11 protein-coding genes are annotated in these 11,302 nt (G+C 59.4%); 1 reads left to right on the plus strand and 10 read right to left on the minus strand.

Annotated elements, in window-relative coordinates; all coding sequences use genetic code 11:
- The 3 genes from FTW19_RS11260 to FTW19_RS11270 form a co-directional block, all read right to left on the minus strand.
- On the minus strand, positions 1-726 hold the full coding sequence (locus FTW19_RS11260) for a ZIP family metal transporter (RefSeq protein ID WP_147647715.1): 726 nt from the start codon (positions 724-726) through the stop codon (positions 1-3).
- A gap of 75 nt (positions 727-801) precedes the next feature.
- On the minus strand, positions 802-1,320 hold the full coding sequence (locus FTW19_RS11265) for a DUF4149 domain-containing protein (RefSeq protein ID WP_147647716.1): 519 nt from the start codon (positions 1,318-1,320) through the stop codon (positions 802-804).
- Positions 1,321-1,366: 46 nt separating this feature from the next.
- Entirely contained in the window at positions 1,367-2,221 is an 855-nt protein-coding gene (locus FTW19_RS11270; protein WP_147647717.1) for a zinc metalloprotease HtpX, read from the minus strand.
- Between the two features lie 97 nt (positions 2,222-2,318).
- On the opposite strand from FTW19_RS11270, the gene FTW19_RS11275 reads away from it, so the two are divergent.
- Positions 2,319-3,338: a metallophosphoesterase gene (locus FTW19_RS11275; protein ID WP_147647718.1), complete on the plus strand. Its 1,020-nt coding sequence runs from the start codon at positions 2,319-2,321 to the stop codon at positions 3,336-3,338.
- Between the two features lie 52 nt (positions 3,339-3,390).
- Here the strand turns inward: FTW19_RS11275 and FTW19_RS11280 are convergent, their stop codons facing one another.
- The 7 genes from FTW19_RS11280 to FTW19_RS11310 form a co-directional block, all read right to left on the minus strand.
- Positions 3,391-4,659 (minus strand): carboxypeptidase-like regulatory domain-containing protein, encoded by a 1,269-nt coding sequence (locus FTW19_RS11280; protein WP_147647719.1) that lies wholly within the window; start codon positions 4,657-4,659, stop codon positions 3,391-3,393.
- Between the two features lie 72 nt (positions 4,660-4,731).
- A complete protein-coding gene (locus FTW19_RS11285) occupies positions 4,732-6,996 on the minus strand; it encodes a penicillin acylase family protein (protein ID WP_222705573.1) in 2,265 nt (754 codons plus the stop codon).
- Between the two features lie 94 nt (positions 6,997-7,090).
- Positions 7,091-7,456 carry a VOC family protein gene (locus FTW19_RS11290; protein WP_147647720.1) on the minus strand — a complete coding sequence of 122 codons (366 nt, stop codon included), beginning with the start codon at positions 7,454-7,456 and terminating at the stop codon, positions 7,091-7,093.
- A 416-nt stretch (positions 7,457-7,872) separates the two neighbouring features.
- Positions 7,873-8,139, minus strand: coding sequence for a hypothetical protein (locus FTW19_RS11295; protein ID WP_147647721.1), 267 nt, complete (start codon positions 8,137-8,139; stop codon positions 7,873-7,875).
- Complete coding sequence (locus FTW19_RS11300; RefSeq protein ID WP_246153687.1) at positions 8,139-8,561, minus strand: cytochrome c-type biogenesis protein; 423 nt, start codon at positions 8,559-8,561, stop codon at positions 8,139-8,141. Before FTW19_RS11300 ends, FTW19_RS11295 begins: the two co-directional genes overlap by 1 nt.
- A 95-nt stretch (positions 8,562-8,656) precedes the next feature.
- Entirely contained in the window at positions 8,657-10,708 is a 2,052-nt protein-coding gene (locus FTW19_RS11305) for a heme lyase CcmF/NrfE family subunit (RefSeq protein ID WP_246153688.1), read from the minus strand.
- A gap of 128 nt (positions 10,709-10,836) precedes the next feature.
- On the minus strand, positions 10,837-11,232 hold the full coding sequence (locus FTW19_RS11310) for a response regulator (protein WP_147647722.1): 396 nt from the start codon (positions 11,230-11,232) through the stop codon (positions 10,837-10,839).
- Positions 11,233-11,302: the final 70 nt, after the last annotated feature.

Below are 11,302 nucleotides of genomic sequence, written 5' to 3' on the forward strand. Positions count from 1 at the left end.
TTAACCAGCAATGAGACGAAGTAAAAAGAAGATCGCGACGCCGGCAAAGAAGACTAGCGCCATGCGAATGCCGGGCTCACGGTTTACCTCCGGGACAAGGTCCGTAGCGGCCACATAGATGGTGACCCCGGCAGAGACCGGCAGACCAATGTGGACCCATGAGGGGAAGATATTGATAAGAAAGACTCCCGCCAGGGTCGCCAGACCCAGCGAAAGGGCCGCATTCAACGCGGTCTTACGGGACTGCCCGCTAGCCAGCATGACCGAAGCCACGGTGAACCCCTCAGGCAGCTTGTGCAGGAAGACCGCCAGAAAGACGATGTAGCCCAGCCAGTTGGAGATCAGGAAGCCTGAGGCGATCGCTACGCCGTCGAAGAGCGTGTGGACTCCCAGTCCCAGCAGCACGGAGTACGACTTGTAGCGGGCGATGAACTCGTCGTGATGGGTTTCTTCACCGAAGTGAAAGTGCGGCGTGATGGTGTGCTCAATCAGGTGAACGCCGCAGTAGCCCACAAGCACCAGCAGGGGAGCCCAGGTCGGGGCGAGTTTCAGGCTTTCAGGAAGCATCTCCAGAACGGCGGCCGCCAGCATGAAGCCCGAACCAAGGGCGACGAAATAACGCAGCGAGCGCGTCGTAGGCGAACGGCGCACGAGCAACAGGCCACCGAGGAAGTCGGCGAGACCGGCGACAGTACCGAGAGCAAGGCTTAAGGCAAAGGCAGACATCAGGAGGGTTCAGTTAAATGCTTTCCATTCAATAGTCTCTCATTGGATGGGGTAGCGGAGGAAAGGGTGCAGGAGCTAGACAGCACGATCCTGTGGCAGATCCTCGCTCGCCATGGCCAGAGTGACGCCAAGGGCGCAAAAAAGAACGATCTGCTCCAAACGGGTGGAGACCTGGTGCAGACGATCAAAGTCCGCCCGCTCCGGGTTGGTAAGAGGCAGGTTCGTGAAATCGCCGCCTACAAGCTGGCGATCATGCTCCATCAGCGGCATGATGTGGAAGCCGATATACATCGTCAGGCACAGCATGAGTGCGGTGAGGCTGACAATGGCCAGCATCTGCAGCCGGTAGCGGTGGCTGCGCTGGTAGAGCAGGACCGTGGTCAACGCAAGAACAACGCCGCAGCCAAGACCTACCCAGTGCAGCCGCGTAAGGCACAGGCCGACGATGATGCCGGGGATTCGTGTGTTGCCTTGTGTCATCTCCAGCACCTGCGGAGAGAAGATCGCAGGTGCGGCGATGGCGCCGAAGAAGACGATGCCGCCCATCCAGGCGACGAGCGAGAGCAGCCGGAGGGCACGAAGAAAGGCGACCATGCTTCAAGTTTCGTCGCAGTGGGGCTATCGGAGCAAGTTGGCTTGACTAAATGCGCTCGCGGCCTATGAGACGCTCAACGCGCTTTTCCATCGGTGGATGTGTGCTGAAGAGCCCTGCCAGATCGCTGGCCCGCAGGCGCGGCGCAGAGATGAACAGGTGTGCCGTTGACGGCGTCGCGTCCATCGGAAGGCGGCGCGAGGATGCGTCAATCTTCTGCAGCGCGCGTGCCAGGGCGTGTGGGTTCCCGGTCAGCTCTGCTCCGGAGGCATCGGCGGCATACTCCCGCGAGCGCGATACCGCGAGCTGAATCAAAGTGGCGGCAATTGGCGCAAGAATCAGCATTAGAAGTGCGCCGATGCCGCCGCCACCGCGTTCACGACCGTCCCGGCCTCCATAACCGCCAAACATCATGGCGAAGCGGCCCATATGCGCCAGCAAGGTAATAGCTCCCGCGATGGTGGCGGCAATCGAGCTGGTCAGGATGTCGCGGTTGCGCACATGTCCAAGCTCGTGCGCGAGTACGCCTTCCAGCTCCTCGTCGTCCAGTAGATCCAGAATGCCTGCGGTTACAGCGACGGAGGCGTGCTTGGGATTGCGCCCGGTAGCGAAGGCATTGGGGGACTCGGTAGGCAGCAGGTAAATCTTTGGTACGGGCAAGCCTTGCTTGTAAGCAAGCTGCTCCACGATGGAGTACACACGGGGAAGCTGTTCCCGGGTCGCCGGCTGCGCGCGGTACATCGCCAGGGCGATCTTGTCCGAGAAGAAATAGCTGACGAAGTTCATAACGGCGGCCAGCAGAAATGCCAACACCATGCCATTCTGTCCACCGAAGTACCCTCCCACGAACATCATCAGCAGGGTCAGGGATGTGAGCAGCACGGCAGTTTTCAGGGTATTCATGGCGGTCTTCGCCCTTCTGCATATTAGACGTAGTGGGATCGGCGGACGATGCTGGATCAGTTACCCGGCGTTCATACGCCGGTGATATACCAGGCTCATGGAAAACCTGCATCTCGATCGTCGCCGCTTCCTGCGGCAGAGTTTTGCTTTCAGCGCGACGGCGCTGTGGGCTTCGCGCCATGGCCTGGCCAAGGTGATGCCGAAGGATCCGGCCGCAGCCGAGCTGCTGATGCTGGGCGACTGGGGATATCTGAATCCCGCTGCGCAGCAGGTCGTCGCCAAGGGAATGGCCGATTACACGCTCCGCGAAAAGCTGAAGCCCCAGGCCCTGCTGATGCTGGGAGACAACTGGTACGAAGCACTTGAGGGCGGAGTGGATTCCGAGCGCTGGAAGAGCGGCTTTGAAGAGATGTATCCGAAGAACGTCTTCGATTGCACCGCATATGCTGTGCTGGGCAACCATGACTACCAGTGCTTTCCGGACAGCAAGGTCGAAGCAGAGCTGGAGTACTCGCGTCGCGGCCACAGCCGCTGGACCATGCCGGCGAAGTGGTACACCTTCGAGTTCCCGAAGAAGAATCCGCTGGTCACCTTCATCGCGCTCGACAGCAACATGCCGCATCCGATTGCTCCGCGGAAGGATGGCAAGCCGACGATCGACTTCACTTTGACCGAAGAGGAACGCATCGCCCAGCTCGCATGGCTTGAGGCGGAGCTGCAGAAGCCTCGCAAGACCCCTTTTACGGTGGTGATCGCGCACCATCCCGTCTTCTCCGATGGGCCTCACGGCGATCACAAGATACTGATTCGGGATTGGGATCCGCTCTTCCGCAAGTACGGTGTGCACGCGTACCTGGCTGGGCATGATCACGATCTGCAGCATCTGGAGTTCGAAGGGCATCCGACGACCTACTTTCTCTCGGGAGGCGGCGGAGCGGACCTGTATGACCTCAAGGTCGATCCCACGGTACGTGGGCCATATGCACACAAGGTCTATGGTTTCAGCCGCCTCTCGGTCACCCCAAAGAAGCTGACGCTGCAGCACCTGGACGGTGACGGCCGTCTGCTGCACGCCATTGACAAGACTCCGGAAGGAAAGCTCACGGTTCTGAGCTAATAGAAAAGAGCCACGAAAGACTTGAGGCTGCCCTTGGGCAGCCTCAAGTTATTTACGACCGGTTGATAGCGCGTTTGAGTACCACCTCAAGCGCGGCCTTCTGTTCCGTGTATTCCGCCTCGGTCAGCTTCCCGGTTGCGCGATCCGTTTCCAGGGCGAAGAGCTCGTCCTTGAGGGTCTGCAATAGGGGCGGAGCGGAAGGTGCAGACGGCACAGCTGGCGCAACTCCTGCCGCCGCGGCAGCAGGCTGCGCTGGTTTGCCGCTGAGGAAGAATCCTGCGGCGACTGCCAGCAGCAGCGCCAGACCGCTCAGAATCCACCACTTGTACTTAGTCAACGGATCCGGAGTGTCGATCGGAGTTCCTAGTCCACCGCCCGGCTTGGTATCGGTCGCTGCCGATCCGCCTGCGGGTGCTGCCTGGCTGTCGCCGCCACCCGTAGCGGGCTGCCCATCAGCGCTCGTCTGTGCTGCATCGCGCGGCAGTTGGCCGGTACCGGAGACGGTAAATCCAAGCTTGGCGCCGGGAGCGATGTCACGCGCCACATAGGTCTGGGCATTCAGCTCTTCGACAAGGTTGTACTGCGCTCCCCCGGCTGCCTCGAACTTGAAGGTTTTCGGCATCATCAGGGCGATAGTGCCGGTCTTCATCGTCGGACGAGGTCCGAGCGTCAGCGTTCCGTTGTACGGAAGTTCATACGAGACCTGGAAGCGCGTCTCGCCGGGACGAATAGGGAAGACAAAGGCGTAGTGGCCCTTTTCTTCCAGAGGCATCGGCGAAGACTGCACCGGCATACCGCCCGGCCCAAGCGCGGCGGAGCCAGAGATGGTGGCATCGGTCGGCAGCCAGAAGTCAAAGGGACGGTCAGAGTACTGTGTCTTCTTCGGGTTGGAGTCATTCTTCACGAAGAAGTTCTCGACTACGCGCATCCGCTTTCCGCTCTCGTCGGTCTGCAGACGCATCACGTCTGCCTCCCACTCAATGCCGCTCACCTTGGGAGCGCTGTCGAAGACCTCTACCTCAACGGACTCAGTTCCCGGAGGCGCAGGACGGAAGTACGGCGTCTTGTCATGCGTGACGCGCACCAGGTGAATGCCGGCGTCCGGCACTTGTAGTGTGAAGTTGCCTTTGGCGTCGGTAGTGGTCTTGGTGGACTCCTGCATGCCCTGCTGCAGGCGGATCAGCGTTACCTCGTCGCCGGCGGAAGGCTTATTGCGCGTCATGTTCTTGACGGTGCCGGTAATGGTGCCCTGCGCGGCGGCAATGGCGGGAATCGCGAAGAGAAGGGAAGCGCACAGGCGCTGAAACTTAGAGGAAGTCACCTCTTCAGGATAAAACGGACGGCCCCGGCTGCACGGTATTCGTACAGCCGGGCACCCAGACACGCTCCAGGTCTACTGCAGCGTGTCGCGCTTCTCCAGGTTGCCTTCCACATCCTTGCGGGTCAGCCACAGATCGCGCCACTGCTTGTCGCGGAGCAAAGGAAGCTGGTCGGTGTGGTGTTTGCAGCCCGGCTGCGAGCAGTTGCCATAGCTGACCAGCACCTTGGCATGCGGTATTTTTGTGAACTCCACCGCCATCGTGATGGTGTCGCCGTGTACCGGTGTCTTGATTCCATTGGCGATCGGCCCGAAGGTGACGACGCGGAAGATGCCCAAGTTGCCGTAGCCTCCGTTGCCGGGCAGGTCTACGCCATCAATCGCCGCTCCGCGCTCGGCGGCGGTATTGCCGTCCGACTGTCCGTTGATCTGGAAACGCATGACCTCACCCCATGGGCGATCCATTGCGCCGTAGGTCTTGATGGTCTCGTCGATGGCTTCGTCCAGCAACTGCACGGCGTACTTCGGATCCTTCAGACCACGCGGAGTGGTCAGCGGTTCCTCCACCTTGTAGGGGACTGCGAAGTTGCGCGAGCCGGAGGCGGTGGAGATGGTCAACTGCGCGTTGGTGAACTTCTGCGCCCAGACGTAGAAGAGCAGGGCTCCCCGCGAATTGGCTTCGGCGTTGCGATCCCAGCTCTTTAGCATATCGGCAGCCTTCTTCGTGCTGTCGCTACCGTACTGGTTTACAGCTTCCAGGAGCTCAGGCAGCATGCGGTCGGCAAGCTCCATGTGGGTCGAGAGCTTCTTGGCGGCCAGCGCCTCGAAGTTGATCTTCTTCTCCTCCGAAAGCATGCGCAGGCCGCGGTCGGAACGGAAGTGTGGGAACTTCGGAGCGACGTAGGCGGGATACTCCGCCGGATCCAACATCGTTGGCCAGCCCGCATCCCACGGAGGCTGGTTGGAGTTCTGCACATAGCCGGACGGCGGATCAATCAGCTTTGGCAGCTTCTCATAGGGCAGGTATTCGTTCCACAGATACTTCGATTCGTCGCCGGGAACCACGCCGCCCCAGAAGGCATAGTCACCCTCGCTGCGCTTCGGCAGGGTGGAGGCAAAGAAGTACATGATGTGCCCATCGCGGTCGGCGTACATCACGTTATACATGGGCAGTTGCAGGCGCTTGAGCTGTACTTCGTACTCGGCGAAGGAGTGGGAAATGTCCATGTGCCAGTACTGATCCAGCATCTGCGGCTTGTCCAGGCCGGCGACGCGTAGAGCGATAGGTGATCCATTGTCAGTTCGAACGATGGGACCGTGGACAGTGGACTTAATGGTGAGCCCTTGTTCTTTGGTGCTTCCATCCGGCTGCAGGACCTTCAACGTATGTGTCTCTACCTTGAAGGGAAGCACCTTGCCGTCGAAGAGATAGCCTTCGTCCTTGAGGACAATTTTGTAGAGGTCGGCGCCGTCGTTGGTATTCACCGTGTTGGTGATGGCGTTGTAGGGAGAGAAGCTGAAGCGCAGGACTGGCAGGCCAATCTGTGTAGCGCCGGAGAGGTCGATGCCTGGCGCTGTGAGCTGCACCTGGAAATAGCTCTGCTCACCGGCCCAGGCCAGATGCGGATTCATCAGCAGCATTGCTTTGCCGCTGGCGGAGTGCGAGGGAGCGATGGCCCAACCGTTGGAGCCATCTTCCATATCCATGTTGGGTGCGGCGGGATCATCATCCGCAAACGGAGCCATGCGAGGATCCAACGCGGCATCGGCTGTGCCTGCATTGCGCGCCGGGAACATCAGGCGCTGGCCCGCCACGAAGGTGAAGTTTACGAACTTCTCTTGATGGGTGATGATGTCCAGCGTCGTCACGGGCAGGACACGTTTGGCTTCCACGCTCAGCGTGTCGCCATGGGCTGCGGCGAAGGCATTGATGCCGGCGGCAAAGGCATCCAGGTATTTGCGGAACTCAGGCGTCTGCGCCGCCAGCCACTCCTCGCCGCGTTGCGGAATCCCGTTGGTCCATACCCAGGTGTCGTTGTTGAGGTTATTCGCTGCGGGGCTGATGGGATTCCCTTTCGGTCCCCAGTACTCAGCTGCTCTGCCACGTGCGTTGCCGTAGACGGTTAGCAACAGGTTCCCGTGAGCCGCTGTTTGTGCCCATCCATAGGCGTAGAACATGTCTTCGACGGACTTCGCGTAGATGTGCGGAACACCCCACGTATCCCAAAGGATCTCGGTGCCCTTCTGCGGGGTGTATTTCGGCGGCTCATGGCTGGCCGCCAGCAGGGGAGAGGAGAGAAGCGAAGACACGACCAGCAAAGCAGTGCGGCGCAGACTCACAGGAGGACTCCTGGATGGATTGTTCAGCTTTAAAAGGAATGTAACATTCGAACGGAGCTCGAACCCTGATTCAATTCTTCAATCATTCAGTTCTTCAATTCGCCATCGGTTGTCCGAAGGTGATCCAGAAACGATTGCAATCGCGCAGGATGAACTCACGCATACCGTAATGCGTGTCATGTGGCGGTTCAACAATATCGACGCGTTCGTGAAGACGCTCGTAGAGCGCATCCGCGTCCGAGGCGTAAAGATAAAGATCAACTTCACGCCGGAACGCATCGCTGGGGCGGCCTTCGATATTCAACATGATCTCGCTGGCGCCGTAACGCAGACGGGCCCAGTTCATCTCGCCGCACTCAATGTTTTCGCCTGTTTTGGTAAAGCCGAGGACGGAGACGTACCACTCCACTGTCGCTCGTACGTCCGGCACATGGATCATCGGGAAGATCGACTGGGTCATATCCCCTCCGCGAGTGCCACTATCGTAGCGCGGCGGACTTGGAAAAGGGGACAGTTAAATGCGGATTCCTTTGCCTGGGTGTGGACAAATTTGTTCGTGTGGTTTCGTTAGGAAATGGGGGGATTCCACACCCACCCTAGCGTTGCGAGGGTGGGGCACCCGGGGCAGAGATGAGAAGCAGATTTCTCCGCTACGTTACGAATGACAAAACAAAAGGTGCCCTAGCTCTGAGCGCTGAAGGCGCGTTCTATATCAGCCTGGGGCAACGCCCCAGGTATCCGGCTCTATAACTCCGCAGCGAAGTAGCTGAAGAATTCCATCTGGCCATTCGTTTGGGTTGTGTACCTTGGGATGCATGGGGTATCGCGAATATGTCGATGCGCCCTGGTGCTGCGTGGCCGAAAGGAATGCTGCGGTTATGCGCGTTCCAGGCGATCCATTTCCCCCATGATCTCTGCCGCTTCATTTTCCAGCAAAGACCGTTGGGTGACATAGTCCTCTTCCGGATATTTGCCGGCCTTGTACTCGAAGTTCAGGTCGCGCAGATTTTCGTACACGGCTTCTTTGCGCTCACGGAGATAGTCGAGCTGGGACTTGGCACGTTGCGAAAAAGGGTTCTCGGCCGGCCAGAAGATGTAGGCCAGTGAGGCGAGGGTCAGAATAGCAGCGGCAACCAGTCCCATCAGTACTCCGTCTCCCGGCGAATGCGCTCACGCACCGCGTCGTTCTCCGGCAACTGAACCGGAATGCCCTCAGGTGTGGTCACGGTGTTTCTACGGCGGCGCACCCAGGTGCGTACCAGTAAAGCCGTTCCGACGGTGGCCAGCAGGAAGACAACCACCGGGGTGATCCAGGCAACTGTATCGAAGCCGCCGCGGATCGGGGCAGCAAGAATCGTGGGACCGTACTTCGCGGCGAACCAGTTGAAGATCGAGGTATCGTCGCCGCCGCTCGCAACCTGTGTCCGCAACTCGCCGATCATGCGGTCAGAGTCCGGGCAGCCCACGTGGTTGCATTCCAGCAGAATCTGGCCGCAACCGCAGGCGCACATCATGGCGTGGCCAATCTTATTGAAGCGTGTACCGGTGTCATCCGCCGCAGCCATCAGAAGGACTGCTCCAAATAAAACCACGCAGAATTGCATCATGCGATGGCGAAACATTCGTGTGGAAAGGCGGTGTATGAAAGAACGGATCTGCATTAGTCACCGCTCCCGACTGCAACGGCTTCCGTATGCATGACACGAGAAGTTGCCAGCGCCGGTTTGATGGCCGGCGCGAGTGCGACGAAGGTTCCCATGATGATGATCAATACGCCGATCCAGATCCAGGCGATCAACGGATTCAGGAAGGCCTTGATAATCGGCTTGCCTGTCTCTGGATTCTTGCCTTCATAGATGACGTACAGATCGTGCTGCAGGGTTGAACGGTTCGCAACGATGGTGGAGTTCGTCTGGCTGGCGGCGTAGAAACGGTGCTCCGGCGCAAGCTGGGTCACGTATTTCCCATGACGATAAACATCCAGCAGAGCGTACTCGGTGTCGTAATTGGCGTTCGAGTCCTGGGTGTAGGACTGGCAGCGCAATTCATACGGTCCGATGTTGATCTTGTCGCCGAAGCCTACCTCCTGTTCCGTCGACTGGTTGAAAGCTCCTCCAGCGATACCGACAATGATTACGACAACGCCAAAGTGAACGATGTATCCGCCATAGCGGCGGGTGTTGCGCTGAATCAGTTGCAGCGAGGCTGCAAAGAGGTTCTTGCCGGTCTGTGTGCGGACAACATTAGCGCCGCGCAGAAACTCCGAAAGGATCGCGGTGACGACGCCCGCGCCGAGCGAGAAGGCCATCAGGGAGTAGAGCTCTGACTGATCTTCCCACGGGCGGATATGCGCAAACATCAGGCCGATGGCGGTCGCAACCGTCGCGATGGACGGCAGAACAAAGTTCCGGCGAATCGTCCGCAATGTAGTGCTGCGCCATGCCAGCAATGGACCCACACCCGTAAGGAACAGAAGGAAGAGGCCGATCGGCAGGGCGACGCGGTTATAGAACGGAGCGCCAACTGTCGCCTTGGAGCCCTGTACGTACTCGCTCAGGACCGGAAAGAGCGTGCCCCATAGCACCGTGAAGCAAGCGACCAGCAGAATGAGGTTATTGAAAAGGAAGCTGGACTCGCGGGAGACGATCGACTCGAGCTTGTTCTCCGTCTTCAGGTGATCGCGCTGCCGCGCAAAGACGAAGAGGCAGACGCAGAAGACGAGGACCAGGAAGCCGTAAAACCAGTTCCCGATGCTGGACTGGGCGAAGGCATGGACGGAGCTGACCAGGCCGGAGCGTGTCAGCAACGTTCCCAGCACCGTAAGCATGAAAGTGGAGAAGATGAGCCAGACATTCCAGCTCTTCATCATGCCGCGCTTCTCCTGCATCATCACGGAGTGCAGGAAGGCCGTGCCGGTCAGCCACGGCATCAGGCTGGCGTTTTCAACCGGATCCCATCCCCAGTAGCCGCCCCAACCGAGCACCGAGTACGCCCAGTGCGCGCCCAGGAAGATGCCGACGGTCAGGAAGAGCCAGGTCACCATCGTCCAGCGACGGGTGATGTGGATCCACTTCTCGCCGGGATAACGCATGATCAGGGCGCCGAGGGCGAAGGCGAAGGGAACGGTGAAGCCAACATAGCCCAGGTAAAGCATCGGGGGATGGATCACCATCTCCGGATACTGCAGCAGGGGATTGAGACCGGCGCCGTCTGGAGGAATCTCTCCCGGCTGGATGGAAAACGGTGGAGCCGCGAAGACCAACAGCAGCAGGAAGAATACCTGAACCCCAGCGAGGATCGTGGAGGCGTGGGCGGTCAGCCGGACATCGATCTTATGACGGAGCCGGAGGACGAAACCATAGGCGGCCAGCAACCAGCTCCACAGCAGCAGCGAACCCTCCTGCCCGGACCATAATGCGGAGAATTTGTACGCCGGATGCAGGTCGCGGTTGGTGTGGTGGAAGATATAGGCCACCGAATAGTCATTGGTGAATGCCGCCCATACCAGGGCAAAGGCCGCGCAGGAGACGGCGGCGAAGGTCATGATGCCGGCGCGGCGGGCGGTCTCGGAGAGGCGCTCAGGGGCAATGCGTCCGGAACGGCCGGTTGCCATCTGCCAGAGCGATGCTCCGCCCATAGCCAGGGAGTAGACAGCAAGCACAAGGGCCAGCAGCAGGGAGAAACTGCCAAAGGTAGGCATGGGGTGCGGCATGAAGAGGCTCCACCGCTCATTTTCTCAGGCCAGAGGCATGCCGGGCAATGAGCTTGCGCGGTTAGCGGACTGATCGGCCGGAAATCGCGCGTCCGGCCAGCCCCGATTCGGTCCCAGCCACGTCCCAGCTAGGCGATATCGCGCTTTTCGTTCCCGTCGCCAGGGTTGATCAAACGGTGGACGCTGGCCAGAAGGTTATCCGGCAGAAGAGGTTTCAGGCGAAAGTTCACGTTCAGGTCCGCATATTCCTCCTCTGCCTCTTCCATGCCGCTGATGACCAGCACTGGCAGAGCAGGGGCAAAGGTACGAAGCTCGCGCACGAACTCCGCCCCGGTCATGCCGGGCATGATGTGGTCGGTAATCACCAGATCGATGACTGCGGGAAACTCGTTGGCTCGAAACTGTTCGAGGGCGCGCTGCGGATTTAAGGCGGGGATGACAAAGTAGCCGGCACGCTTCAGGATCGTCTGGCGGGTGGCTGCTTGTACCGCATTGTCGTCAATCAAGAGAACCGTAGGTTGCATACGTTTGTTCGGCAGGAAATGAAGCATAAGTAAAGCAATCTTTCATGGGCCTGTTCCCGAACAGCGGAGG

Source organism: Terriglobus albidus, from assembly GCF_008000815.1.
GTDB classification, from domain to species: Bacteria; Acidobacteriota; Terriglobia; order Terriglobales; family Acidobacteriaceae; genus Terriglobus; species Terriglobus albidus_A.

Coding starts and splice junctions, on each gene's coding strand:
- FTW19_RS11275 (WP_147647718.1), top strand. CDS start 2,319: ATGGAAAACCTGCATCTCGATCGTCGCCGCTTCCTGCGGCAGAGTTTT.
- FTW19_RS11265 (WP_147647716.1), bottom strand. CDS start 1,320: ATGGTCGCCTTTCTTCGTGCCCTCCGGCTGCTCTCGCTCGTCGCCTGG.
- FTW19_RS11260 (WP_147647715.1), bottom strand. CDS start 726: ATGTCTGCCTTTGCCTTAAGCCTTGCTCTCGGTACTGTCGCCGGTCTC.
- FTW19_RS11295 (WP_147647721.1), bottom strand. CDS start 8,139: ATGGGACTGGTTGCCGCTGCTATTCTGACCCTCGCCTCACTGGCCTAC.
- FTW19_RS11270 (WP_147647717.1), bottom strand. CDS start 2,221: ATGAATACCCTGAAAACTGCCGTGCTGCTCACATCCCTGACCCTGCTG.
- FTW19_RS11290 (WP_147647720.1), bottom strand. CDS start 7,456: ATGACCCAGTCGATCTTCCCGATGATCCATGTGCCGGACGTACGAGCG.
- FTW19_RS11300 (WP_246153687.1), bottom strand. CDS start 8,561: ATGGCTGCGGCGGATGACACCGGTACACGCTTCAATAAGATTGGCCAC.
- FTW19_RS11305 (WP_246153688.1), bottom strand. CDS start 10,708: ATGCCGCACCCCATGCCTACCTTTGGCAGTTTCTCCCTGCTGCTGGCC.
- FTW19_RS11310 (WP_147647722.1), bottom strand. CDS start 11,232: ATGCAACCTACGGTTCTCTTGATTGACGACAATGCGGTACAAGCAGCC.